The sequence below is a fragment of the Streptomyces sp. NPDC002809 genome, assembly GCF_040295435.1.
Classification (GTDB): Bacteria; Actinomycetota; Actinomycetes; order Streptomycetales; family Streptomycetaceae; genus Streptomyces.
This window is the reverse complement of sequence record NZ_JBEOVJ010000027.1, coordinates 1-17,755: the sequence shown is the minus strand read 5'-3', so window position 1 is coordinate 17,755 and position 17,755 is coordinate 1. Positions and strand designations below refer to the sequence as shown.

Genomic DNA, 17,755 nt, shown 5'->3' with positions numbered 1-17,755 from the left:
CTGCGATCCATGACACAGCAGCAGACAGGCGGCGACGTCCGCCTCACCGGGATCAGCAAGACGTACGGCTCCTTCGCCGCCGTCCAGCCGCTCGATCTGACCGTCCCGCAGGGCTCCTTCTTCGCGCTGCTCGGCGCGTCCGGCTGCGGCAAGACCACCACCCTGCGGATGATCGCGGGCCTGGAGGAGGCCACCACCGGCACAGTCACCCTCGGCGGCCGCGACATCACCGGCCTCCCCCCGTACAAGCGGCCCGTCAACACGGTCTTCCAGAGCTACGCGCTCTTCCCGCACCTCGACATCACGGAGAACGTCGCCTTCGGTCTGCGCCGGCGCGGCATCAAGTCGGTGAAGAAGCAGGTCGACGACATGCTGGAGCTCGTCCAGCTCGGCGACTTCGCGAAGCGCAAGCCCCATCAGCTCTCCGGCGGACAGCAGCAGCGCGTCGCCGTCGCCCGCGCCCTGATCAACCACCCGCAGGTGCTGCTGCTCGACGAACCGCTGGGCGCCCTCGACCTCAAGCTGCGCCGCCAGATGCAGCTCGAACTCAAGCGCATCCAGACCGAGGTCGGCATCACCTTCATCCACGTCACCCACGACCAGGAGGAAGCCATGACCATGGCCGACACCGTCGCGGTGATGAACGCCGGCCGGGTCGAACAGCTCGGCGCCCCCGCCGATCTGTACGAGAACCCGCGGACCACCTTCGTCGCCAACTTCCTGGGCACCTCGAACCTGATCGAGGGCGAAGTCGTCTCCGCGGCCGCGGACATAGTCGTGGCAGCCGGCGGCGGGAAGCTGCGGCTGCCCGCCGACCGGTGCGCCGGGCCCACCGAGGACGGCGGCAAGCTGCTGCTCGGCATCCGCCCGGAGAAGATCTCGCTCGCGCACGCGGCCGAGGCCGACGCGATAGCCGAGGGCCGCAACCGGGTCACCGGCCGGATCGTCGACTCCAGCTTCATCGGAGTCTCCACGCAGTACGTGGTCGAGAGCCCGGCGGGCAAGACGCTGCACGTGTACGAGCAGAACATCGAATCCCGCACCGGCCTCATACCCGGGGCCGAGGTCGTCCTGCACTGGAACCCGGCGCACACCTTCGGCCTGGACGCCGCCCAGGACATCGACGCCGGTGTGGAGACGGTGGAGGACGCGGCGTGAGCCTCACCAAGGAGGCGCCACCGGCCCCCGCCACCGAGCCGGAAGTGCGCAAGCCCTCCACCCGCAAGCGCCTCGTCCCCTACTGGCTGCTGCTCCCCGGCATCCTGTGGCTCGTCGTCTTCTTCGCGCTGCCGCTGGTCTACCAGGCCTCGACCTCGGTACAGACGGGATCCCTGGAGAAGGGGTTCGAGGTCACCTGGCACTTCCGGACGTACTGGGACGCGCTGGCCGACTACTACCCGCAGTTCATCCGGTCCCTGCTGTACGCGGGCACCGCGACGATCCTGTGCCTGCTCCTGGGCTACCCGCTCGCCTACCTCATCGCCTTCAAGGCCGGCCGCTGGCGCAACCTGGTGCTGGTGCTGGTCATCGCCCCGTTCTTCACCAGCTTCCTGATCCGTACGCTCGCCTGGAAGACGATCCTCGCGGACGGCGGCGCGGTCGTCGACGTACTGAACACGCTGCACGTCCTGGACGTCACCAGCTGGCTCGGCTGGACCGAGAACAACCGTGTCCTGGCCACCCCGATGGCGGTGGTCTGCGGTCTCACGTACAACTTCCTGCCGTTCATGATCCTGCCGCTCTACACCTCGCTGGAGCGGATCGACGGCCGGCTGCACGAGGCCGCCGGGGACCTGTACGCCACGCCCGCCACCACCTTCCGCAAGGTGACGTTCCCGCTGTCCATGCCGGGTGTCGTCTCCGGGACGCTGCTGACCTTCATCCCGGCCAGCGGTGACTACGTCAACGCGGAACTCCTGGGCTCCACCGACACCAAGATGGTCGGCAGCGTCATCCAGAGCCAGTTCCTGCGCGTCCTCGACTATCCGACGGCGGCCGCGCTCTCCTTCATCCTCATGGCGGTCGTCCTGGTCATGGTCACCGTCTACATCCGCCGCTCCGGGACGGAGGACCTGGTCTGATGCCCGTACTGCGCTGGCTGCGACGCCATCTGATCGTCATCGCGGGTCTGCTGACCCTCGCCTACATGATCCTGCCGAACATCGTCGTGATGGTGTTCTCCTTCAACAAGCCCAACGGGCGCTTCAACTACTCCTGGCAGCGCTTCTCGACCGACGCCTGGAAGGACCCCTGCGGTGTCGCCGACATGTGCGGCTCGCTCTCGCTCTCCCTCCAGATCGCCGTCTGGGCCACGGTCGGCGCGACCGTGCTCGGCACGATGATCGCGTTCGCCCTGGTCCGCTACCGCTTCCGGGCGCGCGGCGCGATCAACTCGCTGATCTTCCTGCCGATGGCGATGCCCGAGGTCGTCATGGCCGCGTCGCTGCTCACGCTGTTCCTCAACATGGGTGCGCAGCTGGGCTTCTGGACGATCCTCATCGCGCACATCATGTTCTGCCTCAGCTTCGTCGTGACGGCCGTCAAGGCACGTGTCATGTCGATGGACCCGAGGCTGGAGGAGGCGGCCCGCGATCTGTACGCCGGACCGGTGCAGACCTTCGTGCGGGTGACCCTGCCGATCGCCGCCCCCGGAATCGCCGCGGGAGCGCTGCTCGCCTTCGCGCTCTCCTTCGACGATTTCATCATCACCAATTTCAACGCGGGCTCCACCGTGACCTTCCCCATGTTCGTCTGGGGCTCGGCACAGCGCGGCACTCCCGTGCAGATCAACGTCATCGGTACAGCGATGTTCATCATTGCGGTACTGGTGGTTCTCGTCGGCCAGCTGATCGCGAACCGGCGGAAGAACGCACGACCCTGAAAGTCCCGAAGGAGTTGGAAACCATGGCCCCAGCTGCCATGCGTACTGCTGCACGATCACTCTCCGACGCCAAGCCGGTGTCCTTCTGGCTCGACGACCCCGGCAGGCCCGAGGCGCTCGGCGCGCTCACCGGCGACGAGCAATGCGATCTCCTCGTCATCGGCGGCGGCTACAGCGGACTGTGGACCGCACTGCTCGCCAAGGAACGCGAACCGGAACGCGATGTCGTACTGATCGAGGGGCACGAGACGGGCTGGGCCGCCTCGGGCCGCAACGGTGGATTCTGTGCCGCCTCCCTCACCCACGGCCTGCCCAACGGCCTGGAGCGCTGGCCGGGCGAGATCGCGAAACTGGAGGAGCTGGGCGCGCGCAACCTCGACGCCATCGAGGTGGCCGTCGCCCGCTACTCCATCGACTGCGACTTCGAGCGCACCGGCGAGATCGATGTCGCCACCCAGCCCCACCAGCTCGAAGAGCTGCGGGAACGGCACCAGGAGGCCGAACGGCACGGCTTCGGCGGGGTCGAGTTCCTCGACCGCGACGAGCTGCGCGCGGAAGTCGACTCACCGACGTTCCTGGGTGGCCTCTGGGACCGGAGCGGTGTCGCGATGCTGCATCCGGCCAAGCTGGTCTGGGGTCTGAAGCAGGCCTGCCTCGACCTGGGTGTGCGGATCTACGAGCACACCCGCGGGCTGGAACTGGCCAGAACCGGAACCGGAATGGCGGTCCGGACGCCGTACGGAAGGGTCCTCGCCCGCCACGTCGCCCTGGGCACGAACATCTTCCCCTCACTCGTGAAGCGGGTCCGTCCGTACACCGTCCCGGTCTACGACTACGCGCTGATGACCGAGCCGCTGACCGAGGACCAGCTCGCCGCCATCGGCTGGAAGAACCGGCAGGGACTGGGCGACAGCGCCAATCAGTTCCACTACTTCCGGCTTTCCGCGGACAACCGGATCCTGTGGGGCGGATACGACGCGATCTATCCGTACGGGGGCCGGCTCAGCGCCGAACTCGACCAGCGGCCCGAGACGTTCCTGAAACTCGCCGGGCAGTTCTTCGAGTGCTTCCCGCAATTGGCGGGCGTGCGATTCAGTCACGCCTGGGGCGGTGCGATCGACACCTGTTCCCGCTTCTCCGCATTCTTCGGAACGGCCCATCAGGGCCGGGTCGCCTATGCCGCCGGATTCACCGGACTCGGCGTCGGGGCCACCCGGTTCGGAGCCGATGTCATGCTCGACCTCCTCGCGGGGACACGGACCGAGCGCACCACGCTGGAGATGGTGCGGACCAAGCCGATGCCGTTCCCGCCGGAGCCCCTCGCCTGGGCCGGGATCGAGTTGACGAAGCGGTCGCTGGCCAGGGCGGACGACAACGGAGGCCACCGCAATCTGTGGCTGCGGACGATGGACCGCGTGGGCCTCGGTTTCGACAGCTGAGCCACGGGGCGCACCTCGTGACCCAGATCACTACTGATGGGTAGCCGAACCCGCGTAATGGATCGGTCCGACCCCTCTCTCCCGGGTGAACGCACCGGCAACTCCTGTCGGTGCGACACGGAACGGAGGCCGGTCATGACGGGCACGGGGGTCAAGGCGGCGGTGGAGTGGCTTGCGTCGGTGGCGCCGGATCCGGACGCCTGCCGACGGGAATGGGAGCGCAATCCGCGAGGGATCGCGCTCCTTCCCGCCGGCAGGCGCTGGGACGTACTGATTCTCCCGGGGGAGCTGGGCTATCCGACGCTCGACGTGCTCACCCGTCTCGTCGACCGGCCGGGACCGGTCCTCTCCGACTTCGGCGACGCCCGTATGGGCTTCTTCGTGCCGCCGGGCACGGTCGCCCGCTGGGTGGGCACCGGGGTGCGGGGTGCGGGTCAGGGCACCTGGATCGTGGTCCCGCACCCGGGGCGGGCCGCCGTGGGCGGGGTGCGCTGGCTGATCCCGCCCGACGGGTCGGGCACACTCACCGACGCCACGCTGCTGGAACTGGCGATGCACGAGGCCGCGGCGGGACGCAGGGAATAGCCGCGACGGGAGGCGGGGAACAGCCGCGCCGGGAAGCAGCGAGCAGGGGCTGGGTGCCAGAGGTCTTGACAACCTGATTGGTCTGGACCATGTTGTGCGCCACACCCAATTCCCCCCTGCACGGAGGCCGTTGTGGAACGTACGGGACCCCCCGCCCGCATGACCGGACTTCTGGCGGCCTTCTCGGCCGCCCTGCTGGCCGTCGGCGGCCTGGCCGCGACGGCGCCGAGCGCCGCGGCGGCCGACGCCGACCTGGCGCGCAACGGAAACTTCGAGGCCGGTCTGACCGGCTGGAACTGTACGGGCGGCAGCGGAGCCGCCGTCAGTACACCCGTGCACGGCGGCACCTCGGCGCTGAAGGCGACCCCGGCCGGCAGCGACAACGCCAGGTGCTCCCAGGCGGTGACGGTCAAGCCCGGCTCCACGTACACGCTGAGCGCCTGGGTGCAGGGGAGTTACGTCTACCTGGGTGCGGAGGGCACCGGCACGACGGACGTGTCCACCTGGACGCAGTCCGCCGGGGACTGGAAGCAGCTCACCACCACCTTCAAGACCGGCGCGTCGACCACCTCGGTCACCGTGTACACGCACGGCTGGTACGGCACCCCCGCCTACTACGCCGACGACCTCACCCTCGTCGGCCCCGGCGGCGACCCGGTCGCGCTCCCGGCGGTCCCCGCGGGCCTCAGGGCAGGCACCCCCACCTCGTCCTCGGTCCCGCTGTCCTGGACCGCCGCCGCGGGCGCCACCGGCTACAACGTCTACCAGGGCGGTACGAAGGTCCTCTCCGCCACCGGGACCTCGGCGACCGTGACGGGACTGGCCGCCTCGACCGCGTACAGCTTCCAGGTCAGCGCCACCAACGCCGCGGGCGAGTCCGTGAAGTCCGCCGCGGTCTCCGCCACCACGACGTCCGGCAGCAGCGGGGGAGGAGGCGGCGCGGAGCTGCCGGCCCACGCGCTCGTCGGCTATCTGCACTCCAGCTTCGCCAACGGCTCCGGCTACACACGGATGGCGGACGTGCCCGACTCGTGGGACGTCATCGATCTGGCCTTCGGCGAGCCGACCTCCGTCACCTCCGGCGACATCCGCTTCTCGCTCTGCCCGGTCACCGAGTGCCCGAACGTCGAATCCGTGGCCGAGTTCAAGGCCGCCATCAAGGCCAAGCAGGCCGCGGGCAAGAAGGTGCTGATCTCGATCGGCGGCGCCAACGGCCAGGTGCAGCTCGCCACCACCGCCGCACGCGACACGTTCGTCTCCTCGGTCAGCAAGATCATCGACGAGTACGGGCTGGACGGCCTGGACATCGACTTCGAGGGCCACTCGCTGTCGCTGAACACCGGCGACACCGACTTCCGCAGCCCCACCACCCCGGTCGTCGTCAACCTGATCTCCGCGGTGAAGACCCTCAAGGCCAAGTACGGCGCGAAGTTCGTCCTCACCATGGCTCCCGAGACCTTCTTCGTGCAGCTCGGCTACCAGTACTACGGCTCCGGGCCGTGGGGCGGCCAGGACCCGCGTGCCGGGGCCTATCTGCCGGTGATCCACGCGCTGCGCGACGACCTCACCCTGCTGCACGTCCAGGACTACAACTCGGGCTCCATCATGGGTCTGGACAACCAGTACCACTCGATGGGCGGCGCCGACTTCCACATCGCGATGACCGACATGCTGCTGACCGGGTTCCCCGTCGCCGGGGACCAGGCGAAGATCTTCCCCGGTCTCCGCCCCGACCAGGTCGCGATCGGCCTGCCGGCCTCCACCCAGGCGGGCAACGGACACACCTCGCCGGCCGAGGTCACCAAGGCGCTGAACTGCCTGACGAAGAAGACGGACTGCGGCTCGTACGCCACCCACGGGACGTGGTCGGGGCTGCGCGGTCTCATGACGTGGTCGGTCAACTGGGACCGCTTCAACAACTGGGAGTTCTCGAAGAACTTCGACGCCTACTTCGGCGGCTGAGCACCCACAGCGCCACCAGCAGCACTCCGCACAGGCACCAGCTGCCACTCACATCCAGTGGCCAGTGGTAGCCGCGGAGCACCAGACCGATGCCCGTCGCCGCCGTCATCAGGACGGCGGCGACGGGCATCATCCATGCGTGCGCCACGTACGGGGCCAGCAGCACCGCCGCTGCGCCGTACGCCACCGCGGCGGTGGCCGCGTGGCCCGACGGGTAGTAGCCGGTGGCGTCCGTCGACGGCCCCGGACGGGCGATCCAGTCCTTCAGCGGGACGACGAGCAGCGGCACCGCGGCCATGGCCAGGGCGGCAGCGAGGGGGGCCCGGCGCTCTCCGCGCACCAGGGTCCAGGCGATCGCGCAGCCGAGGACCGGGAGGGCGATCTGCATGTTGCCGAGGTCGGCGAGGAATTCGGTGAGCTGCCGCGGGCCGTTTCCGACGAGGGCCCGGCCCGCGCGCTCGTCCAGACGGCGCAGCGGGCCGTCGGCCGCGATCTGCCAGGTGGTGAGTGCGAACAGGGCCAGCAGGCCCGACACCACGGAGAGGAAAAGGGCCGTCCGGCCCGGAACAGGGGGGGTTGTTCCGGGCCGGACGGTGGGACCGGTGTGCCGCGCGCCCCGGGGGGTGTGGGGCGGGCGGCCATCCGATCGGTGAGGAGTTCCGGAGCCGGAGGCTCCAGGGGTGTGCGCGAAGGCACAACCAGGACGGCGCTGGGGAAGCTCCGACCCGGTATCGCCCGCAGTCCCCTGCGGGCGGGGTGCATCTCTCATCTGCGGAAACCGTACGTCAGGTGATGGGGGACCGACAGGTCGAACGGTATCCCGCCATCGCCCCCGCACACGTTCTTCACAGGCCCTCACGCGGGCACCGGGCAACCCCGGAGAAAACGCCGTGCGCCGCTCCCCGGGGCCCGGCGGATCAGACCCCGGCGAACGCCTGCTCGATGACGTCGAGGCCCTCGTTCAGCAGGTCCTCGCCGATCACCAGCGGCGGCAGGAAGCGCAGGACGTTGCCGTACGTGCCGCAGGTGAGGACGAGGACACCCTCGGCGTGGCAGGCCTTCGCGAGCTGTGCGGCGACCTCCGGGTTCGGGTCCTTCGTGCCCGCCTTCACCAGCTCGATCGCGATCATCGCACCGCGGCCGCGGATGTCACCGATGAGATCGCCGTTGGGCAGCTTCGACTGCATCTCGGCGAGCCGGCCCTTCATGACCTCCTCGATGCGCTTCGCCTTGCCGTTCAGGTCCAGCTCGCGCATCGTCTCGATGGCGCCGAGCGCCCCCGCGCAGGCGACAGGGTTTCCGCCGTACGTGCCGCCGAGGCCCCCGGCGTGCGCGGCGTCCATGATCTCGGCGCGGCCGGTCACGGCGGAGAGCGGCAGCCCGCCCGCGATGCCCTTGGCGGTCGTGATCAGGTCGGGGACGATGCCCTCGTCCTCGCAGGCGAACCACTGGCCGGTGCGGCAGAAGCCGGACTGGATCTCGTCGGCGACGAAAACGATGCCGTTGTCCTTGGCGAACTGCGCGATCGCCGGCAGGAACCCCTTCGCCGGCTCGATGAAGCCGCCCTCGCCGAGGACCGGCTCGATGATGATCGCGGCGACGTTGTCCGCGCCGATCTGCTTGGTGATCTGGTCGATGGCCTGGGCGGACGCCTCGGCGCCCGCGTTCTCGGCACCGGTCGGCCAGCGGTAGCCGTACGCCACCGGAACCCGGTAGACCTCGGGCGCGAACGGACCGAAGCCCTGCTTGTACGGCATGTTCTTCGCCGTCAGCGCCATCGTGAGGTTGGTCCGGCCGTGGTAGCCGTGGTCGAAGACGACGACGGCGGTGCGCTTGGTGTAGGCACGGGCGATCTTCACCGCGTTCTCGACGGCCTCGGCGCCCGAGTTGAACAGCGCGGACTTCTTCGCGTGGTCGCCCGGGGTGAGCTCGGCGAGCTGCTCGCAGACCTCGACGTAACCCTCGTACGGCGTGACCATGAAGCAGGTGTGGGTGAAGTCGGCGAGCTGGGCGGAGGCGCGGCGCACGACAGCCTCGGCGGAGGCGCCGACGGACGTCACGGCGATGCCGGAACCGAAGTCGATCAGACGGTTCCCGTCCACGTCCTCGATGATCCCGCCACCGGCGCGGGCGGTGAACACCGGCAGGGTGGAGCCCACACCTGCGGCGACCGTCGCGAGCCGGCGGGCCTGCAGCTCCACGGACTTCGGGCCGGGAATGGCAGTGACGACGCGGCGCTCCTGCGGAATTGCGGTCATGCGGGGCTCCTGGGGGTGTTTCGGACGCTTCTCTTTCTGCAGGCTAGGGGTGGGGACGGGGGTCCGGCATGCTCCGATCGGGAGTGGTGGGGGCGTGTCCTTGTCCGCGACGGACAGAAGGCGGTACGGGGGCGGCGCGGCCCCTGCCCCGTCACTATCCCGGCGCCTTGCTGAACTCACCGTGTTCGCGCACTAGATTGGCCGGTGCAGCGGTCGGACCCGGCTGGTCAGGGGGCAACGGTTCATGGACGACGAAGGCACGTACGGCGCTCGGGGCGCGCGGGGTGTGCAGCCGCCCGACGGGCGGCCCGGGAGGTCCGTGCCGCATCCGGCAGGCCCGCCGCCCGCCCTGCCGCCCGGTCCGCCCCCCGCCGCCCCACCCGCGTTCCCTCCGACGATCCCGCCGCCCGCCACCCCGAAGAGGCCCGCGGCTTCCCCCGGGCAGCACCGGCCGGCGGGCACCCGCTCGGCCACGGCCGAATGGCTGAACGCGCCCCGCCCCGACACCGGGCCGGGCGTGTGGCGGTACGCGTACGTGCCACGGGCCGCCGAGCGGCCGCCACGCCCCTCGCTGGTGGGACCGGCGGCCACGATGGCTCTGTGGCTCCTGCTGTGGCTGCTGCTCACGGAGCGCGCGGTCCCCTACGTGTCCAAGCCGATCGAGATCATCACCGGGCCCGAATGGTGGTCCTTCGGCGGCCTCAGGAAGGATGCGCCCGCGCTGGTGGTCAACTCCACCACGCTCTACTACCAGGTACTGGTCCTCGGCCTGGGTTTCTGGGCCGCCCGGGTCGGCGGCTGGGCCCACGTCTTCCGCTACTTCGCCGGCCCCCGGCTGGGCCGGGCCAGGCTGGTGGTCTCGGCCTCCGGTGCGGCACTGGCCGTCTGGCTCGTCTGGACGCGGCGGGTACCCCTCGCCGACGTCATCCTGCCCGCGGTTCCGACCAGCTGGATGCAGGGCGGCGGCAACCAGTACGCGGCGCTTCTCGTCTCGATCGTTCTCTACGCCCTGATCGGTACCGCGATCGTGTGGCCCTTCGCCAGGACCGGTCACTGGTCGGTTGAGCTCCGCACTCTCCTGGGGCGCGCCGAACCCGGTCCGGAGAGGCTCCGGACCGCTCCCGCGCAGGCCGGCCCGGACCTCGCCCACTGGCCCGAGCTGCGGGCCGCCGGAGGCACGGAAGCCGCGGAGGCACTCACCGCGGCCCTGCACGCCGGCAGGCTGAACGACATCGACTGCGTACGGCTGCGCCACGCCTGGGGCGCAGCCCGGACTCGCCCCGACCGGCGCGCCTCCTTCACCGAGACCGTGCTGCGCAAGGGCGCCGACGCCTACCTCCACCCTTCCGGCCGCCGGGACCTGCCCCTGCGCACCGCCGTGCATGACCCGCTCACCGGCCAGGTCCGGATCGGCGAATGCGCCGACGACCCGCGCAACCCCTATCCGCGTCGCGGCGCGGGGATGGCACTGGAACCCGCGTCACTGGGCACCTCCCTGCTGGTCGTCGGGCCGCCCGGATCGGGGAAGACGGAACGGGTGGTCCGGCCCGTCGTCGAATCGCTCGGCCTGCGGGCGCTCACCGGACAGGCGGCGGTGCTCGCCGTCGGCGGTGCCGGGGACCGGCTCGGCCCGGACGGGGCCTACGACGTCGTCGTCAGGATCGGCGACCCCGCGTCCCTGCACGACTTCGACCTGTACGGCGGTACGACCGACCCCGACGAGGCGGCGGCCGCCCTCGCTGAGGGCCTGGCCGGAGACCTCCCCGCCCTGGACGCCCGGCGTGCGGCGACCGCGCTCGGTCAGCTGCTGGGTCCGTACCGCGCCGTTCACGGCACGTTCCCCGCCGTACCCGAACTCCGTGAACTCCTCGAAGGCTCCGCCGCCGCGCTGGGCGGCCTCCGGCAGGCCCTGGAGTCGGCAGGCGACCACGCGATGCTGCGCGAACTGGACGCCCGGCAGCGTCAGGCGGGGAGCTCCGGCGACCCGGCCGCCGTCCTCGCCGACCGGATCGCCGTGCTCGACCGCCCTGCCTTCGCCGGGTTCTTCGCCACCGGGGCCGAGGCCCGCCCGTTCTCGCTGCGCTCCCTGGAGAAGCACCCGCTGCGCGTGCGCATCGATCTGCCGGAACGAGCCCACGCCGAGGCGTCCCGGGTGCTGGCCCGGATCGTCCTCGCCCAGTTCAACGCGATCACCGCGGCCCGCGCCGACCGCTCGCTCTTCGTCTGCCTGGTCCTGGACGACGCGACTCACACGGTCACCGCCGAAACCGTCCGGGGTATCCGCCGGCTGCGCTCCGTCAACGCCGGGGCGGTCCTGTCCCTGCGCACCCTGGACGACGTGCCGGAGGAACTGCACACGGCGCTGCTCGGCGCTGTCGGCTGCACCATGGCCTTCCCCGGCGTCACCACCTGGGACGGCAAACGCTTCGCCGAGGCCTGGGGCAAGGAGTGGGTGGAGGTCCGCGAGGTCGCCCAGCACGGCGTCTTCGCCGACCAGCCGCTCACCCGGGCCGTGCACGCCCTGCGGAAGCTGGCCACCGGCAAGGCCGTCACCACGGACGCGGTGACCGTGCGCCAGGTCGAGCGGGAACGGTGGTCCGCCTCCGGCCTCGCCTACGAGCTGCCCGCCGGCCACGCGGTGCTCTCCCTCACCACGGTCGACGGTGGACACGCCCCGCCGCTCCTGGTGCGGCTCGGCGACTGACCCGCGCGGCAGCAGCGGTGACGGGGATCCTGCCACCCTGGCAGAATCGCCGGGAGCCGTTCATACGGGACGGCGAAATCGCCCCCTCCCAAAGGTCCCCGATCCCCATGCCCCCCACTCTCGCCTCGCTCGTCCAGCACTCGGCGCTCAAACTCACGGTGCGTGCGGGGGCGGACCGGCTCCACGTGCCGGTGCGCTGGGCGCATGCCAGTGAGCTGGCCGACCCCGTCCCCTACATGGAGGGCGGCGAGCTGCTCCTGATCACCGCGACCAACCTCGACGCGGAGAACCCGGAAGCGATGCGCCGGTACGTACGACGGCTGTCCGGGGCCGGAGTCGTCGGGCTGGGCTTCGCCGTCGGGGTCACCTACGACGACGTACCGCAGCCGCTGGTCGACGCCGCCGAGGAAGCCGGGCTGCCTCTGCTCGAAGTGCCGCGCCGCACCCCGTTCCTCGCCATCGCCAAAGCCGTCTCCTCGGAGATCGCCGCCGATCAGTACCGGGCCGTCACCGCGGGGTTCGAGGCGCAGCGGGAGCTGACCCGGGCGGCGCTCGCGGGGGACGGCCCCGCCGAACTCCTCACCCGGCTCGCCGTGCACGTCGACGGCTGGGCCGCGCTGTACGACGCCTCCGGCACCGTCGTGGCCGCCGCCCCCGACTGGGCGGCCCGCCGCGCCGCCCGGCTCACGCCCGACGTGGAACGGCTGCGGGAACGCCCGGCACCGGCCAGCGTCGTCGTCGGCGACACGGACGACCGGGTCGAGCTCCAGTCCCTGGGCACCGGACGGCGGGTACGCGGTGCACTGGCCGTGGGGACCGGGGCGGCACTCGGCACCGCGGAGCGCTACGCGGTGCACTCGGCGGTCGCCCTGCTCACCCTCACCACGGCGCGCTCCCGCTCGCTCCAGGGCGCCGAACAGCGACTCGGCGCGGCGGTGCTGCGCATGCTCCTGGCCGGTCAGCCCGACCACGCGCGCGGTGTCGCGGGGGATCTGTACGGCGGGCTGCTCGACGCGCCCTTCCGGCTGCTCATCGCCGAGGCCGCCGAACCGTCGACCACGGCGCAGCTGACCGAGGCCATGGAGACGGCCGCCGCACGGTCCGGCGAGACGCTGCTGATGGTGCCCGAGGGCGAACGCCTCGTCGTGCTGGCCGCCGACGGCGGGGCCGCGGTCGCCGCCTGCGCCGCCTACGCCGAGGCGCAGGAGGACGCGCCCCCGCGCGACCCGTCGGCGGAGGACACCGAGGTGGTCGTAGGCCTCTCCGCCCCCGCGGGACCGATCGCCGTCTCGGCGGCGTACAAGCAGGCCGAACAGTCGCTCTCGGTCGCCCGCCGCCGCGGCAGGGCGCTGGTCGAGCACGAGGAGCTGGCGGCCGGGTCCGTACTGCCGCTGCTCGCGGACGACGCGGTCAGGGCCTTCGCCGACGGCATGCTCCGCGCCCTGTACGAGCACGACGCCAAGGGCCGCGGCGACCTCGTGGCCTCCCTGCGGGCCTGGCTCGCCCACCACGGCCAGTGGGACGCGGCCGCAGCGGACCTGGGCGTCCACCGCCACACCCTGCGCTACCGCATGCGACGGGTGGAGGAGATCCTCGGCCGCTCCCTGGACGACGCGGACGTCCGGATGGAGCTGTGGCTGGCACTCAAGGTCGCGAACCCCCCGACCGCGTCGTAGGGACCCTGCCGGCCCCGCCCCTCATCCGACAAACCGGCGCACCCCGGCACGCCTCTGCTCCATGCCGGACAAACACCAGTCGGACCATGCGGCCCTACGGTGGGGACGGAACACCCCACGACATCGAAGGGCCGGAACCTCCATGACCTCCACCCACGCCTTCTGGCTGGCCGGCCGCGAGGCCACCGGCGAGGAAAGCTTCGACGTCACCAACTCCTGGGACGGCCGGCTCGTAGGCACCGTCAGCATGCCCACCGAGGCCCAGGTCGAGGAGGCCGTCGTCGCCGCACACGCCGTGCGCGACGAGTTCGCCGCGACCCCGGCCCACGTCCGCGCCGCCGCGCTCGACCACGTGGCACGGCGTCTGACGGAGCGCACCGAGGAGATCGCCCAGGTGATCTCCGCCGAGAACGGCAAGCCGATCAAGTGGGCGCGCGGCGAGGTCGGCCGGGCCGTCTCCGTGTTCCGGTTCGCCTCCGAGGAGGCCCGCCGCTTCAACAGCGGCGACGCCCAGCGCCTGGACACCGACGCCGGCGGCACCGGCCGTCTCGGCCTGACCCGCCGCTTCCCGCGCGGCACGGTCCTCGGCATCGCGCCCTTCAACTTCCCGCTGAACCTGAGCGCCCACAAGGTCGCCCCGGCCATCGCCGTCGGCGCCCCCATCATCCTGAAGCCCGCCCCGGCCACCCCGATCTCCTCGCTGATCCTGGGCGAGCTGCTGGCCGAGACCGACCTGCCGGCCGGTTCCTGGTCCGTGCTGACGGTCCCCAACGACCGCATGCCCGCCCTCGTCCAGGACGAGCGGCTGCCCGTGATCTCGTTCACCGGGTCCGCCCCGGTCGGTTACTCGATCATGGACTCGGTGCCGCGCAAGCACTGCACCCTGGAACTCGGTGGCAACGGTGCCGCGGTCGTCCTCGGCGACTACGCCTCCGAGAAGGACCTGGACTGGGCCGCGACCCGTATCGCGACCTTCTCCAACTACCAGGGCGGCCAGTCCTGCATCTCGGTGCAGCGCGTCATCGCGGACGCCGCGGTCTACGACCGGCTCCTGCCGAAGATCGTCGCGGCCGTCGAGGCCCAGGTCACCGGCGACCCGTCCGACGCCACCACCGATGTCGGCCCGCTCGTCGACGAGAACGCCGCCAAGCGCGTCGAGTCCTGGGTCGACGAGGCCGTGCAGGCCGGCGCCCAGCTGCTCGCCGGCGGCAAGCGCGACGGGGCGACGTACGCGCCGACCGTCCTCGCAGACCTTCCCGACGGCGTCACCCTCTCCCACGAGGAGGTCTTCGGACCGGTCCTCTCGGTACAGAAGGTGGACGGCGAGGCCGAGGCGTTCGCCTCGGTGAACTCCTCCAAGTACGGCCTCCAGGCAGGCGTGTTCACCCACGACCTGCAGACCGCCTTCCGGGCCCACCGCGCCCTGGAGGTCGGCGGCGTGATCATCGGCGACGTCCCCTCGTACCGCGCGGACCAGATGCCGTACGGCGGTGCCAAGCAGTCCGGCGTCGGCCGCGAGGGCGTCCGGTACGCGATGGACGACTACACCTACGAGCGCGTCCTGGTCCTCACCGGCCTCGCCCTGTAAGCCCCTGCCGCCCGCCGGCCGCCCGCACTCCGCCCGGACAGCGAGACGGCAGGCGGCGGGCGGCAGGGGAACGGCCCGAACCCGCTGTGCGGGGGTTCGGGCCGTTCTCGCGTACAGGGTCCGTCTGCGCGTGACCGACGCCGGACCGGCTCCCTCGCCCTCGGAGGAGACGCCCGCCAGGTCCGGTTGCCTGGCCGATCTGATCTCATCCGATCCGTCGGCAACCGGAGCGTGCGAGCCGGACCGGACCGGCTTCCCGCCCACCCCGGAGGAGGCCCCCGTCCGACTCCCTCGGGCGCCGCGCCCGACCACCGAGTGAGGGCTCCAGCTCCTTCCGGCAAGTCCGCCTGACCACCGCGCCAGGGGCTCCAGCCGTTCTGGCATGCCGCACGCCCCGGCGGGCAGTGGAGTGGCGACCCACCCGATCGGCGTCCGGAGGATGGTGACAGGGACCGGAATCGGGTACATACGGACGAGTAGAACCGATAGGTACGCAGGGGTGGACGGTCCCCGGCCGCCCGCGGACCTGTCGGTCCCCCCCACCCGACGAAGCGGCGAGGTGAGCTCCTCATGTCCGCACCATCCGCACAACGTCCGTCCGCACAAACGCACACGCACACGCCCAAGGTCACCGAACGCGAAGCGCGCCAAGTGGCCGAGGACGCACGCGAGCAGGACTGGCGCAAACCCAGTTTCGCCAAGGAACTCTTCCTGGGCCGCTTTCGGCTCGACCTGATCCACCCGCATCCGCTGCCGGCCGCCGAGGCCGTCCGGCGAGGCGAGGAGTTCCTCGCGCGGTTGCGCGAGTTCTGCGAGACCCGGATCGACGGCGCCCTGATCGAGCGCGAGGCGAGGATCCCCGACGAGTTGGTCAACGGCCTCAAGGAACTCGGCGCGCTGGGTATGAAGATCGATGTGAAGTACGGCGGCCTGGGGCTGACGCAGGTCTACTACAACAAGGCCCTCGCCCTGGTCGGTTCCGCCAGTCCCGCGATCGGCGCCCTGCTCTCCGCCCACCAGTCCATCGGCGTGCCGCAGCCCCTGAAGATCTTCGGCAGCCAGGAGCAGAAGGACACCTTCCTGCCCCGGCTGGCCCGTACCGACATCTCGGCGTTCCTCCTCACCGAACCGGACGTCGGCTCCGACCCGGCCAGGCTCGCCACCACGGCTGTCCGCGACGGGGACGACTACGTCCTCGACGGGGTGAAGCTGTGGACCACCAACGGGGTCGTCGCGGACCTGCTGGTCGTCATGGCACGCGTACCGAAGTCGGAGGGCCACAAGGGCGGCATCACGGCCTTCGTGGTCGAGGCCGACGCCCCGGGCATCACCGTGGAGCACCGAAACGCCTTCATGGGCCTGCGCGGTCTGGAGAACGGTGTCACCCGCTTCCACCGGGTGCGGGTTCCCGCAGCGAACCGCATCGGGCCGGAGGGCGCAGGGCTCAAGATCGCTCTCACCACTCTCAACACCGGCCGGCTCTCGCTGCCGGCCATGTGCGTCGGCTCCGGGAAATGGTGTCTGAAGATCGCCCGCGAATGGTCGGCGGTCCGTGAGCAGTGGGGCCGCCCCGTGGCCCGCCACGAGGCCGTGGGCGCCAAGATCTCCTTCATCGCGGCGACGACCTTCGCCCTCGAAGCCGTGGTCGACCTCTCCTCGCAGATGGCGGACGAGGACCGCAACGACATCCGGATCGAGGCGGCGCTCGCCAAGCTGTACGGCTCCGAGATGGGCTGTCTGATGGCCGACGAGCTGGTCCAGATCCGCGGCGGCCGCGGCTTCGAGACCGCGGATTCCCTTGCCGCCCGCGGTGAACGGGCCGTCCCCGCCGAGCAGATGCTCCGGGACATGCGGATCAACCGGATCTTCGAGGGCTCGACGGAGATCATGCACCTGCTGATCGCCCGTGAGGCGGTGGACGCCCACCTCAAGGTCGCGGGCGACATCATCGACCCCGACAAGCCGCTCTCGGCCAAGGCCAGGGCGGGCGCGAACGCGGCCGGGTTCTACGCCAAGTGGCTGCCGAAGCTGGTCGCCGGACCGGGACAGCTCCCGCGTACCTACGGGGACTTCCACCCGTCCGGCCATGCCGACCTCTCCGGCCACCTGCGCTACGTCGAACGGTCCTCCCGCAAACTGGCCCGCTCCACCTTCTACGCCATGTCCCGCTGGCAGGGCCGGATGGAGACCAAGCAGGGCTTCCTCGGCAGGATCGTCGACATCGGTGCGGAACTCTTCGCCATGAGCGCCGCCTGCGTCCGGGCCGAACTGCTGCGCACCGAGGGCGACCACGGCCGCGAGGCGTACCAGCTCGCCGACACCTTCTGCCGCCAGTCCCGGATCCGCGTCGAGGAGCTCTTCACCCGGCTCTGGTCCAACACCGACGACCTCGACCGGCGGGTGGTCGACGGCGTCCTGTCCGGCACGTACACCTGGCTGGAGGAGGGCATCATCGACCCGAGCGGTGACGGCCCGTGGATCGCCGACGCCACCCCGGGCCCCTCGGCCCGGGAGAACGTCCACCGGCCGATCCGCTGAGCCCCTGACAACCCCGGGCCCGGCCGGGGGGGGGGGGGGGCCCGCGCGGCGGTGGGCCCGCGCCCGCCCGCCCCCCGCCCCCCGCCGGGCCGCGGGGGCGAGCGCCGCGTCACAGAGCGCCGTG

The 17,755-nt window shown here is 71.3% G+C and carries 12 protein-coding genes; 10 read left to right on the top strand and 2 right to left on the bottom strand.

Translation table 11 applies throughout. From position 1 onward, the window contains the following. Positions 1–9: 9 nt before the first annotated feature. The 6 genes from ABT025_RS18005 (at position 10) to ABT025_RS17980 (ending at position 6,867) form a co-directional block, all read left to right on the top strand. Positions 10–1,158, top strand: a complete 1,149-nt coding sequence (locus tag ABT025_RS18005) for an ABC transporter ATP-binding protein (protein ID WP_350995048.1) — start codon at positions 10–12, stop codon at positions 1,156–1,158. After that, positions 1,155–2,081, top strand: a complete 927-nt coding sequence (locus ABT025_RS18000; protein WP_350995046.1) for an ABC transporter permease — start codon at positions 1,155–1,157, stop codon at positions 2,079–2,081. Before ABT025_RS18005 ends, ABT025_RS18000 begins: the two co-directional genes overlap by 4 nt. Continuing rightward, a complete protein-coding gene (locus ABT025_RS17995) occupies positions 2,081–2,881 on the top strand; it encodes an ABC transporter permease (RefSeq protein WP_350995044.1) in 801 nt (266 codons plus the stop codon). The genes ABT025_RS18000 and ABT025_RS17995 overlap by 1 nt, the downstream gene beginning before the upstream one ends. 23 nt (positions 2,882–2,904) lie before the next feature. After that, a complete protein-coding gene (locus ABT025_RS17990; RefSeq protein ID WP_350995042.1) occupies positions 2,905–4,320 on the top strand; it encodes an NAD(P)/FAD-dependent oxidoreductase in 1,416 nt (471 codons plus the stop codon). 135 nt (positions 4,321–4,455) lie between these two features. Further along, a complete protein-coding gene (locus tag ABT025_RS17985; RefSeq protein ID WP_350995040.1) occupies positions 4,456–4,905 on the top strand; it encodes a bifunctional DNA primase/polymerase in 450 nt (149 codons plus the stop codon). Positions 4,906–5,037: 132 nt separating this feature from the next. After that, positions 5,038–6,867, top strand: a complete 1,830-nt coding sequence (locus ABT025_RS17980) for a chitinase (protein WP_350995038.1) — start codon at positions 5,038–5,040, stop codon at positions 6,865–6,867. Here ABT025_RS17980 and ABT025_RS17975 read toward each other — a convergent pair. Beyond that, complete coding sequence (locus ABT025_RS17975; protein WP_350995036.1) at positions 6,818–7,636, bottom strand: phosphatase PAP2 family protein; 819 nt, start codon at positions 7,634–7,636, stop codon at positions 6,818–6,820. The two genes, ABT025_RS17980 and ABT025_RS17975, sit on opposite strands and share 50 nt — an antisense overlap. 148 nt (positions 7,637–7,784) lie before the next feature. Next, positions 7,785–9,125, bottom strand: a complete 1,341-nt coding sequence (gene gabT, locus ABT025_RS17970; protein WP_330826190.1) for a 4-aminobutyrate--2-oxoglutarate transaminase — start codon at positions 9,123–9,125, stop codon at positions 7,785–7,787. Positions 9,126–9,369: 244 nt separating this feature from the next. Between gabT and ABT025_RS17965 the strand changes: the two genes are divergently transcribed. The 4 genes from ABT025_RS17965 to ABT025_RS17950 all read left to right on the top strand — a co-directional run bounded on the left by ABT025_RS17965 (position 9,370) and on the right by ABT025_RS17950 (position 17,631). Beyond that, on the top strand, positions 9,370–11,829 hold the full coding sequence (locus ABT025_RS17965) for a type IV secretory system conjugative DNA transfer family protein (protein ID WP_350995033.1): 2,460 nt from the start codon (positions 9,370–9,372) through the stop codon (positions 11,827–11,829). A 107-nt stretch (positions 11,830–11,936) separates the two neighbouring features. After that, entirely contained in the window at positions 11,937–13,505 is a 1,569-nt protein-coding gene (locus ABT025_RS17960) for a PucR family transcriptional regulator (protein WP_350995031.1), read from the top strand. 142 nt (positions 13,506–13,647) lie between these two features. Beyond that, positions 13,648–15,093: an aldehyde dehydrogenase family protein gene (locus ABT025_RS17955; protein ID WP_350995029.1), complete on the top strand. Its 1,446-nt coding sequence runs from the start codon at positions 13,648–13,650 to the stop codon at positions 15,091–15,093. 570 nt (positions 15,094–15,663) lie between these two features. Continuing rightward, entirely contained in the window at positions 15,664–17,631 is a 1,968-nt protein-coding gene (locus tag ABT025_RS17950; protein WP_350995027.1) for an acyl-CoA dehydrogenase family protein, read from the top strand. The last annotated feature ends 124 nt before the right edge of the window (positions 17,632–17,755 follow it).

Coding starts and splice junctions, on each gene's coding strand:
- ABT025_RS18005 (WP_350995048.1), top strand. CDS start 10: ATGACACAGCAGCAGACAGGCGGCGACGTCCGCCTCACCGGGATCAGC.
- ABT025_RS17995 (WP_350995044.1), top strand. CDS start 2,081: ATGCCCGTACTGCGCTGGCTGCGACGCCATCTGATCGTCATCGCGGGT.
- ABT025_RS17990 (WP_350995042.1), top strand. CDS start 2,905: ATGGCCCCAGCTGCCATGCGTACTGCTGCACGATCACTCTCCGACGCC.
- ABT025_RS17985 (WP_350995040.1), top strand. CDS start 4,456: ATGACGGGCACGGGGGTCAAGGCGGCGGTGGAGTGGCTTGCGTCGGTG.
- ABT025_RS17975 (WP_350995036.1), bottom strand. CDS start 7,636: ATGAGAGATGCACCCCGCCCGCAGGGGACTGCGGGCGATACCGGGTCG.
- gabT (WP_330826190.1), bottom strand. CDS start 9,125: ATGACCGCAATTCCGCAGGAGCGCCGCGTCGTCACTGCCATTCCCGGC.
- ABT025_RS17965 (WP_350995033.1), top strand. CDS start 9,370: ATGGACGACGAAGGCACGTACGGCGCTCGGGGCGCGCGGGGTGTGCAG.
- ABT025_RS17960 (WP_350995031.1), top strand. CDS start 11,937: ATGCCCCCCACTCTCGCCTCGCTCGTCCAGCACTCGGCGCTCAAACTC.
- ABT025_RS17955 (WP_350995029.1), top strand. CDS start 13,648: ATGACCTCCACCCACGCCTTCTGGCTGGCCGGCCGCGAGGCCACCGGC.
- ABT025_RS17950 (WP_350995027.1), top strand. CDS start 15,664: ATGTCCGCACCATCCGCACAACGTCCGTCCGCACAAACGCACACGCAC.